The 22,059-nt window shown below is 53.9% G+C and carries 20 protein-coding genes; 11 read left to right on the plus strand and 9 right to left on the minus strand.

Translation table 11 applies throughout. From position 1 onward, the window contains the following. The first annotated feature begins 641 nt into the window (after nucleotides 1-641). The 9 genes from hsdR (at nucleotide 642) to repC (ending at nucleotide 11,420) form a co-directional block, all read left to right on the plus strand. Nucleotides 642-3,107 carry an EcoAI/FtnUII family type I restriction enzme subunit R gene (gene hsdR / locus AB5Z05_RS12585; protein WP_368151731.1) on the plus strand — a complete coding sequence of 822 codons (2,466 nt, stop codon included), beginning with the start codon at nucleotides 642-644 and terminating at the stop codon, nucleotides 3,105-3,107. Between the two features lie 120 nt (nucleotides 3,108-3,227). Further along, nucleotides 3,228-4,715: an N-6 DNA methylase gene (locus tag AB5Z05_RS12590; protein ID WP_193861258.1), complete on the plus strand. Its 1,488-nt coding sequence runs from the start codon at nucleotides 3,228-3,230 to the stop codon at nucleotides 4,713-4,715. Further along, the gene (locus tag AB5Z05_RS12595; protein ID WP_159142778.1) at nucleotides 4,715-6,364 is read left to right on the plus strand and encodes a restriction endonuclease subunit S; all 1,650 of its coding nucleotides are present in this window, start codon (nucleotides 4,715-4,717) and stop codon (nucleotides 6,362-6,364) included. Before AB5Z05_RS12590 ends, AB5Z05_RS12595 begins: the two co-directional genes overlap by 1 nt. After that, complete coding sequence (locus AB5Z05_RS12600) at nucleotides 6,364-7,503, plus strand: SIR2 family protein (RefSeq protein ID WP_159142777.1); 1,140 nt, start codon at nucleotides 6,364-6,366, stop codon at nucleotides 7,501-7,503. Before AB5Z05_RS12595 ends, AB5Z05_RS12600 begins: the two co-directional genes overlap by 1 nt. Before the next feature lie 292 nt (nucleotides 7,504-7,795). After that, nucleotides 7,796-8,581, plus strand: coding sequence for a hypothetical protein (locus AB5Z05_RS12605; protein WP_075112296.1), 786 nt, complete (start codon nucleotides 7,796-7,798; stop codon nucleotides 8,579-8,581). A 20-nt stretch (nucleotides 8,582-8,601) separates the two neighbouring features. Next, nucleotides 8,602-9,204, plus strand: coding sequence for a hypothetical protein (locus tag AB5Z05_RS12610; RefSeq protein ID WP_159142776.1), 603 nt, complete (start codon nucleotides 8,602-8,604; stop codon nucleotides 9,202-9,204). Nucleotides 9,205-9,399: 195 nt separating this feature from the next. After that, nucleotides 9,400-9,735: a helix-turn-helix domain-containing protein gene (locus AB5Z05_RS12615; RefSeq protein ID WP_159142775.1), complete on the plus strand. Its 336-nt coding sequence runs from the start codon at nucleotides 9,400-9,402 to the stop codon at nucleotides 9,733-9,735. A 7-nt stretch (nucleotides 9,736-9,742) separates the two neighbouring features. Continuing rightward, complete coding sequence (locus AB5Z05_RS12620) at nucleotides 9,743-10,594, plus strand: helicase RepA family protein (protein WP_187269114.1); 852 nt, start codon at nucleotides 9,743-9,745, stop codon at nucleotides 10,592-10,594. Between the two features lie 25 nt (nucleotides 10,595-10,619). After that, a complete protein-coding gene (gene repC, locus AB5Z05_RS12625) occupies nucleotides 10,620-11,420 on the plus strand; it encodes a replication protein C, IncQ-type (protein WP_058056544.1) in 801 nt (266 codons plus the stop codon). Between the two features lie 201 nt (nucleotides 11,421-11,621). Here the strand turns inward: repC and AB5Z05_RS12630 are convergent, their stop codons facing one another. From AB5Z05_RS12630 to AB5Z05_RS12670, 9 genes are all read right to left on the minus strand, one after another. Continuing rightward, nucleotides 11,622-12,761 (minus strand): site-specific integrase, encoded by a 1,140-nt coding sequence (locus tag AB5Z05_RS12630; protein WP_159142772.1) that lies wholly within the window; start codon nucleotides 12,759-12,761, stop codon nucleotides 11,622-11,624. A gap of 162 nt (nucleotides 12,762-12,923) precedes the next feature. Further along, entirely contained in the window at nucleotides 12,924-14,285 is a 1,362-nt protein-coding gene (mnmE, locus tag AB5Z05_RS12635) for a tRNA uridine-5-carboxymethylaminomethyl(34) synthesis GTPase MnmE (RefSeq protein ID WP_106844446.1), read from the minus strand. Nucleotides 14,286-14,384: 99 nt separating this feature from the next. After that, on the minus strand, nucleotides 14,385-16,031 hold the full coding sequence (yidC, locus tag AB5Z05_RS12640) for a membrane protein insertase YidC (RefSeq protein ID WP_368151736.1): 1,647 nt from the start codon (nucleotides 16,029-16,031) through the stop codon (nucleotides 14,385-14,387). Nucleotides 16,032-16,036: 5 nt separating this feature from the next. Further along, nucleotides 16,037-16,285 (minus strand): membrane protein insertion efficiency factor YidD, encoded by a 249-nt coding sequence (gene yidD / locus AB5Z05_RS12645; protein WP_010672280.1) that lies wholly within the window; start codon nucleotides 16,283-16,285, stop codon nucleotides 16,037-16,039. Next, complete coding sequence (gene rnpA / locus AB5Z05_RS12650; RefSeq protein ID WP_005339313.1) at nucleotides 16,252-16,611, minus strand: ribonuclease P protein component; 360 nt, start codon at nucleotides 16,609-16,611, stop codon at nucleotides 16,252-16,254. The genes yidD and rnpA overlap by 34 nt, the downstream gene beginning before the upstream one ends. Further along, on the minus strand, nucleotides 16,611-16,745 hold the full coding sequence (rpmH, locus tag AB5Z05_RS12655) for a 50S ribosomal protein L34 (protein ID WP_005307156.1): 135 nt from the start codon (nucleotides 16,743-16,745) through the stop codon (nucleotides 16,611-16,613). Before rpmH ends, rnpA begins: the two co-directional genes overlap by 1 nt. A 270-nt stretch (nucleotides 16,746-17,015) precedes the next feature. Continuing rightward, complete coding sequence (locus AB5Z05_RS12660; protein ID WP_005339311.1) at nucleotides 17,016-17,750, minus strand: amino acid ABC transporter ATP-binding protein; 735 nt, start codon at nucleotides 17,748-17,750, stop codon at nucleotides 17,016-17,018. Between the two features lie 12 nt (nucleotides 17,751-17,762). Next, nucleotides 17,763-18,431, minus strand: a complete 669-nt coding sequence (locus tag AB5Z05_RS12665) for an amino acid ABC transporter permease (RefSeq protein ID WP_019445518.1) — start codon at nucleotides 18,429-18,431, stop codon at nucleotides 17,763-17,765. Beyond that, nucleotides 18,432-19,190, minus strand: a complete 759-nt coding sequence (locus AB5Z05_RS12670; RefSeq protein ID WP_368151739.1) for an amino acid ABC transporter substrate-binding protein — start codon at nucleotides 19,188-19,190, stop codon at nucleotides 18,432-18,434. It abuts the gene before it with no gap. A gap of 311 nt (nucleotides 19,191-19,501) precedes the next feature. Here AB5Z05_RS12670 and dnaA point away from each other — a divergent pair, with 311 nt between their 5' ends. Continuing rightward, the gene (gene dnaA / locus AB5Z05_RS12675) at nucleotides 19,502-20,872 is read left to right on the plus strand and encodes a chromosomal replication initiator protein DnaA (protein ID WP_005339307.1); all 1,371 of its coding nucleotides are present in this window, start codon (nucleotides 19,502-19,504) and stop codon (nucleotides 20,870-20,872) included. An 83-nt stretch (nucleotides 20,873-20,955) separates the two neighbouring features. Next, nucleotides 20,956-22,059, plus strand: coding sequence for a DNA polymerase III subunit beta (gene dnaN / locus AB5Z05_RS12680; protein WP_005339306.1), 1,104 nt, complete (start codon nucleotides 20,956-20,958; stop codon nucleotides 22,057-22,059).

Below are 22,059 nucleotides of genomic sequence, written 5' to 3' on the forward strand. Positions count from 1 at the left end.
GCAATCAGGTGATCGTGTGACCAAACTCCATATCACCATGGACTTCGCTCATAGAAAAATCAACAACCGACTGAAAGTATTAAAGTTTGTCCGTTCGTGACAAATATAGCGGTGTGGAATCTCGCAGGATGTGAGGCTCATGAAATGAGTCTTGTCATCCCCAGCCAATTCCCGTCCAGTTTCTTTCCACATAACTATCTATCTGGAAAAGTGGTGCGAATTTTCCACATAGTGGAATGCCAGTTCAGAACGAGTTATGTGGAATTCTGCTCGAAGACTTCCTATCTATCTGGAAATTTCGTGCAGTTTTTCTCTATGGAATATTGGTCATCTTATTTGAAGGGATGATGGACTCTGGTGTGCTGAAATATGGGGGGCGGATTCCTATCTATCTGGAATCTTGGCCTTTGCGTTCAGCGAGAGCTAAACCGGCTGACTGGCGATGGGGCTAACTCAAGCTATGCCCTTCAAAAAGCATTCAGCGCAACATGGTGATGCCATTGCCAGACGTATCCTTGGTCAGAAGGTACGCTATCAAGAGTTACCCCTCCATGTTGCTTTATGAGTCTGAAATCAAGAAAACCATGCTGATTTTATGAGAGAATCTTGATCAATAATGTCCCCCGACCGGAAGAGTGCTCATGGCCGAGATCAACAAAGCAACCCTCACCGAAGCCGACATCATCTCCAAATATCTTCTGCCTGCCATCAAGGCGGCGGGGTGGGATGACCTGACCCAGATCCGCCAAGAAGTAAAACTACAGGATGGGAAGGTGATTGTGCGTGGCCCGGTAGCTATGCGTAAAACGGTCAAATCGGCCGATATCGTGCTCTATCACAAGATGGGCTTGCCACTGGCGGTGATCGAGGCCAAAGCCAACAAGCATGAGATTGGCAAGGGGATGCAGCAGGGGCTCGATTATGCCCGTCTGCTGGATGTGCCGTTCACGTTTGCCAGCAATGGCGATGGCTTTGTATTTCATGACAAGACCAATCCTGCCAAGCTGGAATCCGAGATCGCGCTGGAGGATTTCCCCAGCCCCGGCCAGCTTTGGGACAAGTTCTTCACATGGAAGGGTTACACCCAGGCTCAGCTGCCTGTCATCAATCAGGACTATTACTCGGATGGCAGTGGCAAATCTCCCCGCTACTACCAGCTGCAAGCCATCAACAAGACTGTCGAAGCCATCGCTGCAGGTAAACCAAAAGTATTGCTTGTGATGGCTACCGGCACTGGCAAGACATACACAGCGTTTCAAATCATCTGGCGTTTGTGGAAGGCGGGCGCTAAGAAGCGCATTCTGTTTCTTGCCGATCGCAACATTCTGGTGGATCAGACCAAGAGCAATGACTTTCAGCCCTTTGGCCCGGCCATGACCAAGGTCACCGGACGCACTATCGATCCTGCCTATGAGATCCACCTTGCCCTCTATCAGGCGCTCACCGGGCCGGAAGAGTCGCAGAAAGCCTTCAAGCAGGTATCTCCCAACTTCTTCGACCTGATCGTTGTGGATGAGTGCCATCGGGGCAGCGCCGCCGAAGACAGCGCCTGGCGTGAGATCCTCGAATACTTCTCATCGGCCACCCAGATTGGCCTCACCGCAACGCCCAAAGAGACCGAGACCGTCTCCAACACAGACTACTTCGGCGATCCCGTCTACAGCTACTCGCTCAAAGAAGGCATTGAAGATGGCTTCCTCGCCCCCTACAAGGTGGTACGGGTCGATATCGATGTGGATCTGCAGGGGTGGCGTCCCACCAAAGGGCAGCTGGACAAACAGGGCAACCTGATTGAAGACCGTATATATAACCAGAAGGACTTCGACCGCACTCTGGTGATCGACGAGCGAACTGAACTGGTGGCCGAGACCATCACCAACTACCTCAAGAAAACCGACCCGATGGCCAAGACCATCGTGTTCTGCAACGACATAGATCATGCCGACCGGATGCGACGGGCGCTGGCAAACCGTAACCCCGAGCAGATGCTTAAAGATGATCGGTATGTGATGAAAATCACTGGCGATGATGATCTTGGCAAGGCCCAGCTCGACAACTTCATCAACCCGAAAAAGCCCTATCCGGTGATTGCCACTACTTCCGAGCTGATGACCACCGGCGTCGATGCCAAGACCTGCAAGCTGGTGGTGCTGGACCAAAACATCCAGTCCATGACCAAGTTCAAGCAGATCATCGGCCGTGGCACCCGTATCGACGACAAGTACGGCAAGCTCTGGTTTACCATTCTCGATTTCAAGAAGGCCACCGAGCTGTTTGCCGATCCCCGTTTCGATGGTGAGCCGGAGCGTGTCATGGTGGTCAAACCGGCAGACATCAACAATCCGGATGAAGGCTTGGGCGATATCATCGACGGCACCGATCCATTGCCAGCCGATGAACCCGGCGACAATGACGATCCATTTGCCCCAGGGATCGATGAACAACCCGGCAGTTACACAGGCGGTAGTGATGGTGGCCAGAGTGGCGCAGGGGGTCAGGGCGCAGGCCCGCTGGGTGGGCCCGAGCCTAGAGTCAGTAAGTATTATGTCAACGGCGTGGCGGTCAGCGTCATTGCTGAGCGGGTGCAGTATTACGATGCCGATGGCAGGCTGGTGACCGAATCATTCAAGGACTACACCAAAAAGACCCTGCTCAAGGAGTTTGCCACTCTGGATGCCTTCACCAAACGCTGGCAAGCCGCCGAGCGCAAGCAAGCCATCATGGATGAGTTGGCGCAGGCGGGCGTGCTGTGGGAGGTGTTGGAACAGGAAGTGGGCAAGGAACTCGACCCATTCGACCTTATCTGCCATGTGGTATACGATCAGCCGCCACTGACCCGCCGCGAGCGGGCCAACAACGTCAAAAAACGCAACTACTTCGCCAAGTACAACGACACCGCCCGGCAGGTGCTCACCAGTCTACTCGACAAGTATGCCGATCAGGGTGTGACCGAGATTGAGACCAAGGATGCGCTAAAAGTGGCCCCCTTTACCGAGTTGGGTCGTCCGCTGGAGTTGGCCAAGAAGGGTTTTGGTGGCGCCAAGCAGTTCGAGCAGGCAATCACCGAACTGGAGCAAGAAATTTATCGTGAGCAGCAGAGCGCCTGACGCCAACGCTGTAACCGAACTACTGTGCGGCCATGGCAATTATGGCCGCTTGTTTTATCGATCTTCCTGACGCATTCGCCCCTGTTTTCGTCACCATTTTTGTAAAAAGCAGAGAATTCCATGTCATCCATCAGCTCAGTTATCAAATCCATTCAGGACATCATGCGCAAGGACGCCGGTATCGACGGCGATGCCCAGCGCCTTGGTCAGCTCTCCTGGCTGCTGTTTTTGAAAGTGTTCGACGCCCAAGAAGAGGAGCTGGAGTTTGAGCAGGATAACTACCGCTGCCCCATCCCCGAGCGCTTCCTGTGGCGCAACTGGGCGGCCGATAGTGAAGGGCTGACTGGCGATGCTCTACTTGATTTCGTCAACAACGATCTGTTCGACAGCTTGAAAAACCAGCCTGCCAATATCGATCTCAATCCCCGTGGCTATGTGGTGAAAGAGGCGTTCAGCGATGCCTTCAACTACATGAAAAACGGCACTCTGCTCAAGCAGGTGATCAACAAGCTCAACGAGATCGATTTTACCGACCGCAGCGAGCGCCACCTGTTTGGCGATATCTACGAACAGATCCTGCGCGACCTGCAAAGTGCCGGTAATTCTGGCGAGTTCTACACCCCCCGCGCCGTCACCCGCTTTATGGTGAACCGCATCGACCCCAAGCTTGGCGAGCGGATCATGGACCCGGCCTGCGGCACCGGTGGTTTTCTCGCCTGTGCCTTCGATCATGTCAAAGAGCACTATGTCGAGACATCAAACGACCATAAGACCCTGCAGCAGCAGATCTTGGGGGTAGAGAAGAAGCAGCTGCCGCATCTCCTTTGCACCACCAATATGATGCTCCACGGCATCGAGGTACCGGTGCAAATTCGCCACGGCAACACCCTCGACAAGCCGCTATCGAGTTGGGACAGTGATATTGATGTGATCCTTACCAACCCGCCCTTTGGCGGCACCGAAGAGGATGGCATCGAGCAGAACTTCCCGGCCGATCTGCGCACCCGCGAAACCGCCGACCTATTCCTGCAGTTGATCATCGAAGTCCTGAAAAAAGACGGTCGCGCCGCCGTAGTGCTGCCTGATGGAACTCTGTTTGGCGAAGGGGTCAAAACCAAGATCAAGCAACTGCTCACCAGCGAATGCAACCTGCACACCATAGTGCGGCTGCCCAACGGTGTGTTTGCCCCCTATACCGGCATCAAGACCAATATCCTCTTCTTCACCAAGGGCCAGCCCACCAAGGATGTCTGGTTCTACGAGCACCCCTATCCAACTGGGGTGAAGAGTTACAGCAAGACCAAGCCGATGAAGTTCGAGGAGTTTGAGGCCGAGATCGCCTGGTGGGGTGATGAGGCGGACGGCTTTGTGACCCGGGTAGAGAACGAGCATGCCTGGAAGGTCAGCATTGACGAGATTGTGGCACGTAACTTCAACCTCGATATTAAAAACCCCCATGTCGGTGAGCAGATAAGTCATGACCCTGACGAGCTGCTGGCGCGCTATGCCACAGAGCAGAAAGAAATCAAGACCTTGCGTGACCAGCTTAAAACCATTCTAGGTGAAGCCTTGGGTAAAGACACTGCCAAGGAAGGGGGGCAGGCATAATGGCGATCGAAAGTCTGATTACCGACCATCTGGCACTCTGGACTGCTGCTGTGCGCCCAAAAAGCAGTGCCGGGCGTGGCAGCAACAGCAAGCTGGAGCTTACCGGCATCAAAAAGCTGCGTGAGCTGATTCTGGAATTGGCTGTACGCGGTAAATTGGTGCCGCAAGACCCTAGCGATGAACCTGCCTCCATGCTGCTTGAGCGCATTGCTTGTGAAAAGGCTCGGCTAGTCAAAGAGAAGAAAATTAAAAAGCCTAAAGCCTTGCCGGAAATTGATGGGGAAGATAAACCGTTTGAATTACCGGAAGGGTGGGAATGGGCTTGTATTGGCTATGTTGGAAACATATTTAATGGTAATAGCGTAAATGCAAAGGTAAAGGAAGAAAAATATACCTGCATCACAGAAGGATATCCTTTTATTGCGACAAAAGACGTTGGATATGGATTCGACAAGTTAGATTATGAGAATGGTGTCACAATCCCTTTTGATGAGGCTAATTTTAAAGTAGCCCACAAAAATGCGGTGTTAATATGTGCTGAAGGCGGTAGTGCAGGGAAGAAATGTGGCATTACAGACAAAGATATTTGTTTTGGGAATAAGCTATTTGCTATAGAACTTTTTAGCAATTTCGAACCAAAACTACTCTTGGCAACGTATCTGACGCCAACTTTTTTTTCAAACTTCTCGGCGGCTATGACGGGAATTATTGGTGGGATATCTGTTAACAAGTTTAGCGAGTTACTAATACCGATCCCGCCACTTGCAGAACAACACCGCATTGTCGCCAAAGTCGATGAATTAATGGCCCTCTGCGACCAGTTGGAACTGCGTAGCGAATCGCAGTTGGCAGCTCATCAGACGTTGGTGGAGACTCTGCTTACCACGCTGACAGACAGCGCAGATGCCGATGAGCTGTCGCAAAATTGGGCGCGGCTAAGCAGTTACTTTGATACCCTCTTTACCACCGAGTCCAGCATCGATGCCTTAAAACAGACTATCCTGCAACTAGCTGTGACTGGTACTCTGGTTTCTTGGGGGAATAATGTCAGAGAAGAAAAACTTAAAAATTGTATCTCATTTGGCCCAAGAAATGGTTTTTCGCCGAAGGAAACTACAGAAGATACCGGCGTTTATGTACTGAAGTTAGGCGCAACATCTTATGGCAGTTTAAATTTAACCGAAATTAAAAACATTGATGTTGCTATTGAAAAAGAATCACATCTATTCATACGAAAAGATGACATTCTAATTCAGCGAGGTAATTCCGCAAATTATGTCGGCTCTAGCTGTCTAGTTGAAGGTGATGTTGATGGCATCATTTATCCTGACTTGATGATGAAGATTATGGTGAATCATAAAGTCAGTGCAAAATATCTGTCTCTATGGTTGTCATCTCCGAGATCTCGGCGCTTCATGTGGGATAGGATGACAGGAACATCTGGTACCATGCCAAAAATAAGTAAGAAGGTTGTGGAGGAAATCCCGGTAATGGTTCCTGTAATGGCATGTCAAAATGACATTGTCGCCAAAGTTGATGAACTGATGACACTCTGCGAGCAACTTAAAGCTAGCCTGCAAATCAACCAGCAGACCCAGCTTGCCTTGGCTGAGTCGCTGGTTGAAGGCGCCCTGGAGGACAGTATCTGATGGGGGACGCAATTAAAGTTAAAGAGGCCATATTACCTCTGCTTGAGAGCCTACAGATTTATCATCAATATAAACAAGAAAATGATATATTGGATAATGATGAATCAGGATATTCAATATATTTCCAGCGTGATAGTGAAAGTGAAACGGTTTCACTGATGAAACCAAGTTTGGCTCTATTTCACGGAGACAAAGTGCTTTATGAGCAAGAATGTAAACGACTACGAAAAGAGCGATTAGACTCTTTACTTTGCTCCGAAATATTTCCACGAAATAAAAATAATTACACCGAGTTATTAACGGCTATCAAAGCCAATAAAATAACTCCCTTTGTTGGTGCTGGTTCATCTGTTAGCGCGGGGTGCCAGAGCTGGCCTTCATATCTGAGCAATAAAGCTAAAGAAGTCGATCTTCCAGATGATATTATTATGTCTATGCTCGAAAATTGTCAGTATGAAGAATTGTTAGATTTGATTGTTTCTCAACCAAGAGGTACATCATTTGACTTTTATTTTCAGCAAGACTTTGAGTATGCCGAACCAGAGAAGTCGTTCTCTTGGGTTCTGCCAGAGTTATTCAAAGGATGTGTAATAACCACTAACTTTGATCGCGTTATTGAAGACTGCTATGCAAAACAAGGAGCACAGTTTAAGGAGAAATGCGAAGGGTTGAATAATCCAAACAATTTTATCAAAGCAATCACAAGGGGTGATAACTATTTGCTCAAGTTGCATGGGAATATTGATCGGCCAGAGTTTCGAGTTTTCAAAAAATCTGAGTATCAGTTGGCTTACAGTCATCTTGATAGCGATGTCGATGGCGTGAACATGAGTAGCCCAATACCAATACTTTTATCACATTTGTATCGTAGTCACTCGCTATTGTTTTTAGGGTGTAGTTTATCTGTTGATCGTACTATGAAGACATTTGAGAAAGTTCTTCAGGATGAGCTGCTTCGACCTAAAGTTGCCGATCATTATGCAATTGTAGAGCAACCGGATGATATCCAAAAATTTAATGCATTGGATATGCAGCTACAACGCTGTAATATCAAGCCTATATGGTATGAATGCGGTCATCATGAAAAGGTTTTGGATATTTTGGTAAATACAATAAACCAATTAAAATATGGTTGTTAATTATAGTAATTAAATGTAAATAAATATTGAAATATAGGGTTCAGAGAGAGAATTTATTCTATCCATAGTGAATCCACTATCAACCTAATAAGAACCCCAGCGTAAGTTGCAAAGCAACCAAGTGGCTGGGGTCATGTTGTAGTCAACCTAAAGAGATATCCTCATTCAGTCAAGATTTTTGCCTATTTTGTGACAAGGTTGCTGGTAGTCGAGTGGGTATTAAAGCAGGATCTCGAAGGCTCTTCAGCTATGTGGGAGCCTGCTTGAAATATAAACATTACAAGGAGTTGCGATGCTGCATGCCATTTTGCGTAACAAAGCTGGCCGCATCGAGCGGGAAGGGGAGTCTCTGCGCTGGCGCGACCTGTTTAAAGGCAGTGAAGATCTGCTGACTGCTACTTTCTTTGGCCGTCTGCCCCACCTCTCGGACGGTGCTTTGGGGGCCGTGCTGCGCTTTCTACTCGGTGACAATCCGCTAGACCCGGCCACCTTTCAACGGCTGGAGCTGTGGCCAAAACTGACATCGCTGCAGGATCGCCGTTATGTCGAGCCCGATGTGCTGCTCCACTTTGGCGACGCGCTAGTGGTTATCGAGGTGAAGCCCTCGTTCGGTGGTGACCAGTATCGGGAGCAGTGGCTGGCGCAGGTCAATGCTGTGGTCAGTGAAGCCGAGTTTGATGACTATGAAGACCGACTCTATTACGTGGCACTTGGCAATATCCCTGTCGCTCCGCTGTCTCCCCCCGATCTGCCCGAACGCTTTATCCAGATGACCTTGCGTGAATGGGAGCCACTGCGCCGCTATCTGCAAACTGCCTCCGAGTTTGTTGAGGGTTGTCGACAGGACCGCGCCATTCGCGATGAGTGGCTGCAGGCGTTTGAGCTGTTTGGCATGGCCCCGGTGGTGCCTGAATGGGCGCCGTTGTTTGCCTACGCAGGGCAGCTGGATCTGGATTGCGGGGGGATGTCTGAGCGGGAAACGCCCCCACCGGCTGAGCCTACTGGTTGGGCTGCTCTGCTCGACTATGCCGGGACATTGCACCTATCTCGCCCCGATTTCTCTTTTTTGAATCACTGACTTTGGCTAAGGATGCCGTCATGCCACACGATCTTGAACAGGTCACCCAGCTGGTGACCCAACTGCAACAAGCTCACCGACTCGCCGCCGGTTTTTATCAGCGTATCCTCCCGCTATTCGATCAGATCGCCAGTCAGGCGCTGGACGCAGAGTTCTGGTATTGGGAGCCCAGCGAAAATAGCCGCCCCTGCCGCTCAGGAACCCGCCCATCCAGCAGCTGGGCATGGGACTATCTGCCACTGTTTGCATCGAATCACGCCTACCGGGACAGGAATAGCGATACGGCTCTGAAAGGTGATAAGACGCTGATTTTTCGCCTCTATATCGATGATGATTTCCGTCAAAACTCAACCTTGCGTACAAGTACGAAGGGCCAGCCCGATCCTTTGCAATTGTCTGGTAACGCAGTGGTTGAAGTGAATCTGTACCGTTGCCTGCAGGATAGTGATAACCACTTCTGGGATCTGCTCAAGCAGGTTAGCTGGCCTGCTCATCAACCTGACTGGCAGCACAGTGACAAATGTCATCAGCTTGAGATCTGCTCCAATCATCTGCCGCTCGCCCAGCTGCTTGCCGACCCTGATAGCGTGGCTGATTGGATCAAAGAAATGAACCATCGCTGAGCCTGTGGTTGGCTTGGGATAGCCAACCTAGTGGAGCCTGATGACTTTACTGGCGGTTTCTCGCCAAAATTTCACATGTGAAAATTTTCCAGAAAACGCTGTAAGTGCCCATTTTGGGCACTTACAGCGCTCTGGATTTCGTTAGGTCCTCGGTACGCTTTGCATGTTGATGTTTGTTACAGGGAGATCATCTGCATGCGTGAGCAAAATCCGTCAGTTTACAGCGATCCTAACGGGTCAATTCTGAAAGAGCTTTATGAGCTTAAGCAGCTGGTAATCCAGCAAGGACTGACGCAAAAGGAGGTGCTTTCTGCCGAGGAGTGCGCCGAGTTGCTAGGGGTTTCTGTCAGCTATGTGTACCGGCTGACCAGTGAAAAGCGTCTGCCGCATTACAAGCCACAAGGCAAAAAGATCTACTTCAAGCGCGTTGAGCTGCTGGACTGGCTGCTCTCCCACCGCATTTCACCGGACGCCGAACTCACTGAGCATGTAACCAAGCGTGTGCGGCAAGCTAGCCATGGGCGGTTGTGAGGCTGTTATGGTGCGAGATCTCATAGCATCTCACTGGCCTCAGGATCTCCGGTCGGCTTTTGTTGAACCTCCGAAACCCCTCGATTTTGTCCTCCCAGGGCTGCCGGTGGGCTGCGTTGGTGCTTTGGTGTCACCGGGAGGAGTGGGCAAGTCGATGTTGGCATTGCAACTGGCAATGCAGATCGCCGGTGGGCCGGATTGGATTGGACTTGGCAAGCTGGGCAGGGGGGCTGTGCTCTACCTGCCTGCCGAGGATCCTTGGCCTGTGCTGCACCAGCGTTTGTTCACCTTGGGCGGATATCTTGATGCTGAACTTCGTGCCAACGTTGAACGAGATCTTCGTCTTATACCACTGCAGGGATCCAGTCCAAATGTGTTGGATAGCCACTGGTGGGAAGCGATTGCCATTTGGGCTGAGGGGGTCAGGTTGGTGGTTATCGATACACTGAGACGCTTTCACGATGCTGATGAGAATGCAGCCTGTGCTATGACACTGGTGCTGGGTCAGCTGGAACGGCTGGCCATGCTGAAGGGATGCGCTGTGTTGTTTGTACACCACACCAGCAAATCCGCAGTTTTCCAAGAGGCTGGCGATCTGCAGCAGGCAAGCAGAGGTTCGTCTGTACTGGTGGACAACGTCCGCTGGCAGGCCTATCTCGCCACTATGACCAAGAAAGAGGCGCAGAAGCTGGGCGTATCGGCAGAGAAGAGCCAGCTTTACGTGCGGTTTGGGGTAAGCAAAAGCAATTATGGGCCGCCACTACCGGAGCGCTGGCTGGAGCGGAAGGAAGGTGGCGTGCTGTACCCCGCTGGTTTTGACGAAATACACTGGGCTGGGGGCAAACGTGCCTTGCTTTGAATTGACTCATGCCCGGCACGACCATATGCACTGCCTTGCTCCCGGGTTGTTTAGGGCGATCTCGAATGGCCAACGCCGCCGTGACAAGCTGGAGGTGATTTACCGTTTGGATAACGGTAATCAGATTGAGTTTTCTGGGCCAGAACCCTTGGGGGCTGACGATTTGCGCGTACTTCAAGGGTTGGTTGCCCTAGCTGGGCTTGAATCAGAAAGTGGCAAGATTGGGACTATTGCGAGTGGTGAAACCGGAGAGATATTACGAGACCTACTTCAGCTGCGTGGGATTGCCAACCAGCAGGATGTCTTGGTAGTCAAAAGCAGCTTGCGCAAACTGGCCAAGGAGATTGGTTACGCAAACCCTCGTGACACCAATACGGTGCGTCGCACTGTCGAGCGGTTGTGGAAGGTGTCGGTAATAGCACAGGTAGCAGGCTTGCGTAGTGGTTTTCGTCTGCTGGCGAACTATGCCAGCGATCCCCTGACCGATAGGCTCTTTGTGGCGCTTAATCCATTGCTGACCAATGCCATATTGGGTAATGGCCGATATACCTATATCGATCTGGCTGAGGTTCGGCAACTGCGTAGTAGCACTGCCCGGATATTGCATCAGCGGCTTTGTGCCTGGATTGATTGTGGCCGCAGCAAGCCAGTAGGTTTAGATAAACTGGTCTCTTACGCTTTTCCTGATAAGTCCAGCGCGGCCACCAACCGAAAGCGGCAATCGCGAGTTCGCAAGGCACTGTATGAACTGGCTGAACTGGGTTGGTCAATCAGTGAACATGCCAAGGGGCGGTTTACCATCGGCCGGCCTGCACTATCACGATAACGGTCACAAACTATCACGAAAGTGGTCACAAAGTTCACGATAACGGTCACAAGCCAATTCAGTGAAACCCAGTTACCGCTTGGGCTGCAGGGCGATCCTGAAATCCGATCTATATTATCTAAGATAATCTAGGCCAGCGCATGGTTGCGCTGGCCTATTTGTTGGCTCTTCCTGGCCATGATCTTGTCGAGGGTGCTTCTATCACCCCAAGACATTGGGGAAATCGAGCATGGCATCTCGGCGCCGCGATTCAAGAATGTCGGCGTAGATCTCGGTGGTTCTCAGCTCACTGTGCCCCAGCAAGCGGGAAAGGGCATAGATATCGACGCCGCGGTTAAGCTGGATGACGGCGAAGGTATGACGCGCGCTGTGGAAGGTTACCTTCTTGGTTATACCCGCCTGCAACGCCCACCGGGTGAGCTCCATGTTGTGCCAAGCCGAGTACTTGAGGCCCTTGAAGATCCGCTCTGTTGCCTTGCCTGGGCGCCCCATCAGCTGCATCGCCATGTCATTCAAATCCAGGTATTGCAGGCCGCTGGTCTTTTTCTGGGTGAATACGATACGGTAATGGCCATAGAAGGGCTCCAGCTCTGCCCAGGTCAGCTTGTGAATGTCGGACCAGCGCAAGCCAGTGCAACAAGAGAACAGAAAGGCGCGCTTAAGAACGTCGTAACGGCACTCGGCCTGGGCCAGGGCTCGTACCTCGTCTTCGGTCAGGTAAACCCGTTTGTTCTTCTCCCCCTGGATAGCTTTGACACGTCGTACCGGATTATCCGGCAGCAGCCGATCCTGCTCTGCCTGGTTCAAGGCTGCTCTCAACTTGTTGAAATAGGCACTCTGGGTGTTGCGGCTCAGTGGTGTGCCGCTTTTGGTGCGGGCCTTGTGCATCAGGTAGTGCCGAAACCCCTCTAGGAACAGCTGATCTACTTCCTCGAAAGTCAGCTCTGGCAGTTTATGGTACTGGCGCAAATGCTTGAGGGCTGATATCCAGATAGAGTGGTTGCTCTTGCTGCCTGCCGCTTTTTGGTCTGTAACCTCTTGGAAGTACTCGAAGAAGCTGGCCTTGTAGGCGTTCGAGAAATCCAGATGGTGTTTACCTGTCTCGTACTCGAAGAGCCGCTTGGCGCGGATGGCTTCGGCTGCTCGCTGGGTTTCTTTGTTGTGGAGCCGCTGTGCTGGGGTTCGCGGCTTGTCGTACAGGAAGAGATCCAGGGGCTCTCTGCTGCGTTTGTGCTTGCGGATGCCCGTGGTTGGGTCAAGGTAGGAGCCGGCGTAATAGGTTAAGCGCAGAGCGCGCTTGCCTTCGGCGTCCGGTTCGCGGAATTCGATGCTGATCTTCATAATTGTCCCCCGAAAGTACCCCGAGAGGTTACTTCGGGGTACTCTCGGGGTAAATTCTCACGAAACAAGATCAGGCAAGAACAGCCAGTAAAAAACAAAGTCCAATATTTACAATATCTTATATTCTCACTGGCTGCTTTTTATTGCTGATTTTTCACCACATTACTTGCCGATGCAGAAGCTGGAGAAGATACGACCCAGCAGATCGTCGGAGCTGAATTCGCCGGTGATCTCGGAGAGGGACTCCTGCGCGAGGCGCAGCTCTTCGGCCACCAGCTCGCCAGCCACGAACACTTCCAGCTGCTCCTTGGCCACCAGCAGGCGCTCGGCGGCGCGCTCCAGCGCATCTAGATGGCGGCGACGGGCCATAAAGCCCCCTTCGGTGTTGCCCTGGAAGCCCATGCAGGCTTTCAGGTGCTCGCGCAGGGCAGGCAGCCCCAGCTCGGTCTTGGCGGAGATGCGGTAGACGGCGTGGCCCTGCTCCTGGCTCGGTGCCAGATCCTCGCCGGTCAGGTCGGCCTTGTTGCGAATGACGGTGAGGCCGATGTTTTTTGGCAACCGATCAACAAATTCTGGCCAGATCTCCCGCGGGTCGACCGCGTCTGTGGTGGTGCCATCCACCATAAACAGCACCCGATCGGCCTGTTCGATCTCGGCCCAAGCGCGCTCGATACCGATTTGTTCTACCTTATCCTGGGTGTCGCGCAGACCGGCGGTATCGATGATGTGTAGCGGCATGCCATCGAGATGGATATGCTCGCGCAGCACGTCGCGGGTGGTACCGGCAATCTCGGTGACGATGGCTGACTCACGGCCTGCCAGAGCGTTGAGCAGGCTCGATTTGCCGGCGTTGGGACGACCGGCGATCACCACCTTCATCCCCTCCCGCAGCAGGGCGCCCTGTTTGGCTTCCCCGCGCACGTCGTCCAGCTCGGACATGATGCTGTAGAGGTCGCCCGCCACCTTGCCGTCGGAGAGGAAGTCGATCTCCTCGTCCGGGAAGTCGATGGCCGCTTCCACATAGATGCGCAGCCGGATCAGGCTCTCCACCAGTTGCTGGATTTTGCTGGAGAACTGCCCCTGCAGGGAGTGCATGGCACTGCGGGCGGCCTGTTCGCTGGAGGCTTCAATAAGGTCAGCGATGGCTTCGGCCTGTGCCAGATCCAGCTTGTCGTTGATGAAGGCGCGCTCGCTAAACTCGCCGGGGCGGGCAGGGCGGATGCCATCGATTTTCAGAATGCGGCGGATCAGCATGTCCATGATGACGGGGCCGCCGTGGCCCTGCAGCTCCAGCACATCCTCGCCGGTGAAGCTGTTGGGTGCTTTGAACAGCAGGGCGATGCCCTGATCCAGTACCTGGCCTTGCTCATCCTTGAACGGCAGATATTCGGCGTAGCGCACCCGCGGGAGCTTGCCGAGCACTATCCCGGCGACCTGTTCGGCGGCGGGGCCGGAGACCCGGACTATGCCGACGCCACCACGGCCTGGCGCGGTGGCCTGGGCCACGATCGTATCTGTTGTCATCTTGCTTGGCTCGTTTGTTCGCTGATAGGAAAACGTAGTGGGAGACATTGTAATAAAAAAGGCGGCCCGAAGGCCGCCTCTTTTGTCATCACGGGAAGATTAGCTGCGTGAATGCAGTCCTTTCTTCTCCAGCTGACGATAGATGATGGTCTGCTGGATGATGGAGATGATGTTGCTCACCAGCCAGTAGAGAGTCAGGCCAGCCGGGAACCAGAGGAACATGAAAGTGAAGATGATCGGCATGAACTGCATCACTTTCTGCTGCATCGGGTCGGTTACGGTGGTCGGGCTCATCTTCTGCAGATACCACATGGAGGCACCCATGAGGATTGGCAGCACGAAGAAGGGGTCCTTCACTGACAGGTCAGTGATCCACAGGGCAAACGGCGCGTGACGCAGTTCAACGGACTCCATCAGTGCCCAGTAAAGGGCGATGAAGATCGGCATCTGAACCAGGATCGGCAGGCAGCCACCCAGCGGGTTGACCTTCTCCTTCTTGTACAGCTCCATCATGCCCTGAGACATCTTCTGGCGGTCATCGCCGAAGCGCTCGCGCAGGGCCGCAATCTTGGGTTGCAGCATGCGCATCTTGGCCATGGAGGTGTACTGGGCCTTGGTCAGCGGGAACATGATGCCGCGCACCAGCAGGGTCAGCATGATGATGGCCAGACCCCAGTTCTGGACGAAACCGTGGAACACGGTCAGCAGCCAGTGCAGCGGTTGGGCGATGAACCACAGCCAGCCGTAGTCGACGGTCAGGTCGAGGTGGTTAGCCACCTTGGCCATCTGGTCTTGCAGCTTGGGACCGACCCACAGCTTGCTGGTCACTTCAGCCTGTTGGCCGGCAGCCACGTCAACCAGCGGCGCCTTGTAACCGATGATGGCCTGGCCTTTGCCCGGGATCACACGGCTGTAGAAGCTGTTGGCATCATCGGCATTCGGAGCCCAGGCAGAGACGAAGTAGTGTTGCAGCATGGCGACCCAACCACCCTTGGTGGTCTTGTTCAGGTCGGCATCCTTCATCTCGTCGAAGGTGTACTTCTTGTAGCGGGTATCTTCAGTGGAGAAGGCACCACCACGGTAAGCACTGGCTACCATGGCATGACCTTCCTGATCCTTCGGCGTTGCTACGGTCTGCTTCAGCTGACCATAGAACTGCACCTGAACCGGCTCGGCAGATTTGTTGTCGATCTTGTAATCAACGCCAACGGCATAGTCGCCACGCTTGAGGATGAACTCCTTGGTGAAGACCACGCCCTTGCTGTCGGTCCAGGTCATCGGAACGACGACTTGATCCTGACCATCGGCCAGCTGATAGCTGGTCTGGGCGGCTTCATAGGTAGGACGACCTTCGGCCTGACTGTCCGGACCGTTGCGACCCACCAGACCGCTCTGGGCGATATAGAGGTGCTCAGGCTTGCTGGTCAGCAGCACGAACGGTTGGTCCTTGCCCTCTTCCAGTTTGTGAGACAGCAGTTCGGCAGACACGACGTCACCACCCTGGGTATCCAGGGTCAGCTTGAGCACGTCAGAGGAGACGGTGATCAGCTTGCGTGCGGCAGTCGCGTTGGCTTGCTCGGAAACCTGAGGAATATCACCGGTCTGACCGGCTTCAGGTACGAAATGTTCGGTTTGGGCCACGGTAGTCGGGGCCGGCTTCGGAGCCTTGTCGGACTCCCACTGTTGCCAGAGCAGAAAGCTCACGAACAGCAAACCGATCAGGAGTAGATTGCGTTGTGATTCCATAGTCTTCAGTTTCTTCGCTTTGGTTGCGGAACCGGGTCATAACCACCCTCGGATAAGGGATGGCATTTTAATAGACGTTTGCTAGCTAACCAAACGCCTTTTATGAAACCGTGAAGTCGGATGGCTTCTATCGCAAATTGGGAACAAGTTGGAGTAAAACGGCAGCGCGGCCCGAGCAGAGGGCTAATGATTAGCTGATACAGGCGTATCAGTTTGATAGCTACCCATTGCAACGGCGTGACAGAGTGCGCCATAGCTTTTCCAGTAACTTGAACAGTTCCTCGTTATCCATCTCTTTCACACCGGCCTTGGCGATCACCACGATGTCGATAGCGGGCAGCTGATGTTGTTTGAGGCGGAAACTTTCCCGGACCACCCGTTTGACACGGTTACGCCAGACGGCACGCTTTAGTGCTTTTTTGGGCACAGCGAGGCCAAGACGAGAGTGTTCGAGTGAATTGGGGCAGGCGAGAAGCGTAATTTGCGGGGAAGCAGCCCGGACAGGCTCGGCGAAAACGCGTTTGAAGTGTTCGGGAGTTAACAGACGTAACTCCCGAGAGAAGGTGTGCTGGGTAGGCATTAAACTACCAGACGGGCACGACCCTTGGCACGACGAGCGGCCAGAACTTTACGACCGTTGGCAGTTGCCATGCGGGCGCGGAAACCGTGAGAGCGCTTGCGCTTCAGGTTGGACGGTTGAAAAGTACGTTTCATGATTCGATTCCGTATTTCTGTACAGTTTTGATTGTCACACTTAGCCGACGCGCCAGCTATAGCGTGTGACGACTAGCAAAAGAGGCCGAATTCTAAACAGAGTTCGGCTTTTAGTCAATCCGCCGTTCCCTCTCATCCTGCCATGGTCTTGAAAAGGCCACTGCCGAGCGTGAGGATCCAGAGGATCAAGGGCTTCGGATTATACTGGCAACCCGGGGTTAAACAAGGGATCCCTCAATAAAAAAGGCGGCCAGGCCGCCAAAGAGAGAGCTATTTAAGGACTTTCCGCAAGAACTCCCGGGTACGGGGATCCTTGGGATCGACCAATATCTGATCCGGCGGGCCCTGCTCGACGATCCGCCCTCCTTCCATGAAGATCACCCGATCGGCAACATCACGAGCAAATTCAATCTCGTGGGTCACCACCACCATGGTTTGGTGCTGGCGGGCCAACTCTTTCATCAGTCCCAAAACCTCGTCGACCCACTCGGGATCGAGGGCCGAGGTGGGCTCGTCAAACAGGATCACCTTGGAGTGGGCCGCCATGGCGCGGCCAATGCCGACCCGTTGCTGCTGGCCGCCGGAGAGGGAGGCCGGATAGGCATCCTGCTTGTCGGCGAGGCCAATGTCCTTGAGGATGCCGAGCGCTGTGGCGCGGGCCTCCGCTTTTGGCTGCTTCCAGACGGTGATCAGCCCTTCGGCGATGTTGTCGAGCGCTGTTTTGTTGGCAAAAAGGGCGTAGTTCTGGAACACGAAGGAGGCCCGCTTGCGCAGCTCGATCGCCTGCTGTTCGCTGGCCTTGGCCAGATTCAGCTCGAGATCGTCGATGGCAAGGGTGCCCGCATCCGGGGTCTCCAGCAGGTTCAGGCAGCGCAACAGGGTCGACTTGCCGGTGCCGGAGGGGCCGATGATGACGACAATTTCCCCCTTTTTGACCTCCAGATCGATGCCGTTGAGCACCTGATTGCCGTGATATGCCTTGGAGAGGCCGGTTAGCTTGATCATGAGAGCCCTCCTTTAATAGGCGCGGTTGAGACGGACTTCCAGCAGATGCTGCAAGCGGGTAAAGAAGATCACCACCACCCAGTAGATCAGCGCCACCGCCATAAAGCTCTCGAAGAACTTGAAGGAGGAGGAGGCTTCCATCTGCGCTTTGCCCATGATCTCGGCCACCCCCAGGGTGAAGGCCAGCGAGGTGCTCTTGATCATATCGATGAAGTAGTTCATCAGCGACGGGGTGGCGATGCGTGCCGCCTGCGGCAGGATGATCCGCTGCATCGCCTGATAACGGCTCATGCCGATACTGAGCGCCGCTTCCATCTGGCTTTTGTGAATGCCGAGGATGGCTGCGCGGATCGACTCGGCCATGTAGGCGGCGAAGTGCAGGGTCAGACCGACGATGGCGGCAGTAAAGGCATCCATCCCCACGAAGATCGGGAACAGTTGCGGCAGTCCGTAGTAGAGCAGGAACAGCTGAACGAGTAGCGGTGTACCCCGAAAGAACGAGATATAGAGCATCGCCAGCCAGTGAATCGCAGGGACGCGAAACACCCGTACTATCGCCAGGGCCAGCGACAGTACGAGTGCCAGCACGAATCCCCACAGGGCCATCTCCATCGTGGTGCCCAGATATTTGAGCAGGATGGGAAACAGCCCCAGCGTGTATTCGAGGTCAAATTCCATCATTTATTTGTCGGTGATGTCGGAAGCGAACCATTTCTCGGAGATCTGACGCAGGGAGCCATCCTTGCGCATGGCGGTCAGGGCCTCGTCGACCTTCTTAAGTACGGCCTGTTTCTCCGGGGTCTTCAGGAAGGGCAGGGCGTTCTCGATAGTCTCGAACGGTGCGCCAGCCTGTTGCAGCGGCAGCTTGGACTCTTTGATCAGCTGGGCGGTGGAGACGCGGTCCATCACGAAGGCGTCGATGCGACCCAGGGCGACATCCTGCTCGAAGGCGGAGTCATAGGTGCGGATGTCGATCTTCTTGTTCGGGTCGTTCTTGCGCAGCAGCTCTTCAAAGTTGGAGCCCAGGTTGACCGCGACCTTTTTGCCTTCCAGATCCTTGATGCCGTGGATGGTGTTGTTGCCCTGACGGACCACGATCTGGGCGCCATCATAGACGTAGGGCTGGGAGAAGTCGTACTTCGCCTTGCGCTCGTCAGTGATGGTGATCTGGTTGGAGATGGTATCGACACGGCCGGTTTCCAGCATGCCGAACAGGCCGGAGAAGCTGGCGGTCACGAACTCGACCTTGTAGCCGGTGCGCTCGCCGATCTGGTTCCACATATCCACTTCAAAGCCCTGCAGCTTGTCCTGCTTGACGAAAGTGAACGGGAAGTACTTGCCGGACATGCCGACCTTGATTGTCTCCTGGGCGATGGCCTGACCAGACAGGGTAGCCAACAGGATGGCTGCGCCGGAAATAAGCTTGATGGAAGTTTTCATGGGGTTTCTCTCTCTAAATGTCTTGTATTTGTAGTTGTAATAACTGCTTTGGCGCTGATGTTATTGGAATAAAATTTAAAAAATAAATGACATTTGGTTATATGAAATAACAGGAGAGAAGCACGGGATCGACCAATCCGGACGGTGGATCAAGCTGTGGGTAACTTTGGGGATGAAATCCGATCCAAAGGCGCTGGATCCTTGAAAGTCAAGGATCTTATTTGCTGGATCCACCGGGCGATGGCTGGAGATCCGGCGGCTAAAAACGTAGAATAGCCGGTCTTTAGTTAATCAATCGACAGGAGTTTAGAGTGACTGCTTCGCTATGGCAGCAGTGCCTTAACCGGCTGCAAGATGAGTTGCCCTCGGCAGAATTCAGCATGTGGATCCGGCCGCTTCAAGCGGAGTTGAGTGACAATACTCTGACCCTGTATGCACCGAATCGCTTTGTTCTGGACTGGGTACGAGACAAGTATCTCATCCGGGTTAACGGCATCATCAACGAACTCTGCGGGGTCGATGGCCCCGCCCTGCGTTTTGATATAGGCAATCGTCCCCATCCTGTTGCTGTCGCCAGAGCGCCGGTACAGGGTGCCGCGCCTGTGAATAACTTGCAGAAGAGCTGGGAAAGCAAGGCTGAAGCCAAGCCCGAGCCGAACCACAAGAGCAACACCAACGTGAACTATACCTTCGAGAATTTCGTCGAGGGTAAGTCCAACCAGTTGGCGCGTGCGGCTGCCCGTCAGGTAGCGGACAATCCGGGTGGTGCTTACAACCCGCTGTTCCTCTATGGCGGCACCGGCCTGGGTAAAACCCACCTGCTGCACGCCGTTGGCAATGCCATCAAGGAGAGTAAAAAAGATGCCAAAGTCATCTATATGCACTCCGAGCGGTTTGTTCAGGACATGGTGAAAGCGCTGCAAAACAACGCCATTGAAGAGTTCAAGCGTTACTACCGCAGCGTCGATGCCCTGCTCATCGATGACATCCAGTTCTTCGCCAACAAGGAGCGCTCCCAGGAGGAGTTCTTCCATACCTTCAATGCCTTGCTGGAAGGTAATCAGCAGATCATCCTGACCTCGGATCGCTATCCGAAGGAGATCAACGGTGTCGAGGATCGCCTCAAGTCCCGCTTCGGCTGGGGCCTGACCGTGGCGATCGAACCGCCGGAGCTGGAGACCCGCGTCGCGATCCTGATGCGCAAGGCAGACGAGAACCAGATCCATCTGCCGGACGAAGTGGCCTTCTTCATTGCCAAACGTCTGCGATCCAACGTCCGTGAACTGGAAGGCGCCCTCAACCGGGTGATAGCCAACGCCAACTTTACCGGCCGTGCCATCAACATCGATTTCGTGCGCGAAGCGCTGCGCGACCTGTTGGCACTGCAGGAGAAGCTGGTCACCATCGACAATATCCAGAAGACGGTGGCGGAGTACTACAAGATCAAGCTGGCGGATCTGCTCTCCAAGCGTCGTTCCCGCTCCGTTGCCCGTCCGCGCCAGCTGGCGATGGCGTTGGCCAAGGAGCTGACCAACCACAGTTTGCCGGAGATAGGTGATGCCTTTGGTGGCCGTGACCACACTACCGTTCTTCATGCCTGCCGCAAGATCGAGCAGCTGAAGGAGGAGAGTCACGACATCAAGGAGGACTATTCCAACCTGATCCGTACCCTTTCTTCCTGATAACGGAATCGAGTGGACAGATGCAGCGCGAATATTCCAACCTGATCCGAATCTTTTCCTCCTAATCACAACGGAGAGCACAGATGCAGCTCGAAATTAGCCGTGAGGCCCTGTTACGTCCTCTGCAACTGGTGTCCGGCGCCCTCGGCGGCCGACCGACCCTGCCGATCCTCGGCAACGTGCTGCTTGATGTCAGCAACGGTCTGCTGTCACTGACCGGTACCGATCTCGAAGTAGAGATGATCGGTCAGGTCTATCTGAACGGGGCCAGCGAAGATGGCCGCACCACAGTACCGGCGCGCAAGCTGCTGGATATCTGCCGTGGTTTGCCGGAAGGCGCCGAGATCCGTCTCAATACCGAAGGGGAGCGCCTGATCATCCGGTCCGGTCGCTCCCGCTTCAACCTCTCGACCCTGCCGGCGACCGAGTATCCGAACATCGAGGATTGGGAATCCGTGCTCGAGTTCGATATCAGCCAGCTGGAGCTGAAGAAGCTGATCGATGCGACCCAGTTCTCCATGGCCAGCCAGGATGTGCGTTACTACCTGAACGGCATGCTGTTCGAGAGCGAAGGTCACGGTCTGCGCACCGTGGCGACCGACGGTCACCGTCTGGCCACCTGCCGCCGCGAGGTAGTAGGGGAATCGCTGCCCGATCATCAGGTTATCCTGCCGCGCAAAGGGGTACTGGAGCTGGTGCGTCTGCTGGAAGCAGAAGACAAGCCGGTGCGGCTGCAGATCGGCCGCAGCAACCTGCGTGCTGCGCTGGACGGCTTCATCTTCACCTCCAAGCTGGTGGATGGCCGCTTCCCGGACTGGCGCCGCGTCATTCCGCGCAACAGCGACAAGGCCCTGATCGCCGGTCGTGAGGATCTGCGTCAGGCGTTTGCCCGCGCCGCCATCCTCTCCAACGAGAAATTCCGTGGGGTGCGTCTCAATCTGCAGGAAAACCTGCTGCGCATCACCGCCAACAACCCGGAACAGGAAGAAGCCGAAGAGCTGCTTGACGTACAATATGCCGCTGGCGAGATGGAGATCGGCTTTAACGTCTCTTATGTGCTCGACGTGCTGAATACGTTAAAATGTGACCAAATTCGGATTAGCCTGAGCGATTCCATCAGTAGTGCCATTATTGAGGATTTTGAACATCAGGATGCTCAGTACGTGGTGATGCCGATGCGGATCTAG

The organism is Aeromonas sp. R2-4, from assembly GCF_040908365.1.
GTDB lineage: Bacteria > Pseudomonadota > Gammaproteobacteria > Enterobacterales > Aeromonadaceae > Aeromonas > Aeromonas veronii.

What these genes read in the sequence shown, in the direction of transcription:
- dnaN (WP_005339306.1), top strand. Translation starts at nt 20,956, where the DNA reads ATGCAGCTCGAAATTAGCCGTGAGGCCCTGTTACGTCCTCTGCAACTG.
- AB5Z05_RS12670 (WP_368151739.1), bottom strand. Translation starts at nt 19,190, where the DNA reads ATGAAAACTTCCATCAAGCTTATTTCCGGCGCAGCCATCCTGTTGGCT.
- AB5Z05_RS12665 (WP_019445518.1), bottom strand. Translation starts at nt 18,431, where the DNA reads ATGATGGAATTTGACCTCGAATACACGCTGGGGCTGTTTCCCATCCTG.
- repC (WP_058056544.1), top strand. Translation starts at nt 10,620, where the DNA reads ATGCACTGCCTTGCTCCCGGGTTGTTTAGGGCGATCTCGAATGGCCAA.
- hsdR (WP_368151731.1), top strand. Translation starts at nt 642, where the DNA reads ATGGCCGAGATCAACAAAGCAACCCTCACCGAAGCCGACATCATCTCC.
- AB5Z05_RS12630 (WP_159142772.1), bottom strand. Translation starts at nt 12,761, where the DNA reads ATGAAGATCAGCATCGAATTCCGCGAACCGGACGCCGAAGGCAAGCGC.
- yidD (WP_010672280.1), bottom strand. Translation starts at nt 16,285, where the DNA reads ATGGCGCACTCTGTCACGCCGTTGCAATGGGTAGCTATCAAACTGATA.
- AB5Z05_RS12620 (WP_187269114.1), top strand. Translation starts at nt 9,743, where the DNA reads ATGGTGCGAGATCTCATAGCATCTCACTGGCCTCAGGATCTCCGGTCG.
- AB5Z05_RS12595 (WP_159142778.1), top strand. Translation starts at nt 4,715, where the DNA reads ATGGCGATCGAAAGTCTGATTACCGACCATCTGGCACTCTGGACTGCT.
- mnmE (WP_106844446.1), bottom strand. Translation starts at nt 14,285, where the DNA reads ATGACAACAGATACGATCGTGGCCCAGGCCACCGCGCCAGGCCGTGGT.
- yidC (WP_368151736.1), bottom strand. Translation starts at nt 16,031, where the DNA reads ATGGAATCACAACGCAATCTACTCCTGATCGGTTTGCTGTTCGTGAGC.
- rnpA (WP_005339313.1), bottom strand. Translation starts at nt 16,611, where the DNA reads ATGCCTACCCAGCACACCTTCTCTCGGGAGTTACGTCTGTTAACTCCC.
- AB5Z05_RS12600 (WP_159142777.1), top strand. Translation starts at nt 6,364, where the DNA reads ATGGGGGACGCAATTAAAGTTAAAGAGGCCATATTACCTCTGCTTGAG.
- AB5Z05_RS12590 (WP_193861258.1), top strand. Translation starts at nt 3,228, where the DNA reads ATGTCATCCATCAGCTCAGTTATCAAATCCATTCAGGACATCATGCGC.
- AB5Z05_RS12605 (WP_075112296.1), top strand. Translation starts at nt 7,796, where the DNA reads ATGCTGCATGCCATTTTGCGTAACAAAGCTGGCCGCATCGAGCGGGAA.
- rpmH (WP_005307156.1), bottom strand. Translation starts at nt 16,745, where the DNA reads ATGAAACGTACTTTTCAACCGTCCAACCTGAAGCGCAAGCGCTCTCAC.
- AB5Z05_RS12615 (WP_159142775.1), top strand. Translation starts at nt 9,400, where the DNA reads ATGCGTGAGCAAAATCCGTCAGTTTACAGCGATCCTAACGGGTCAATT.
- AB5Z05_RS12610 (WP_159142776.1), top strand. Translation starts at nt 8,602, where the DNA reads ATGCCACACGATCTTGAACAGGTCACCCAGCTGGTGACCCAACTGCAA.
- AB5Z05_RS12660 (WP_005339311.1), bottom strand. Translation starts at nt 17,750, where the DNA reads ATGATCAAGCTAACCGGCCTCTCCAAGGCATATCACGGCAATCAGGTG.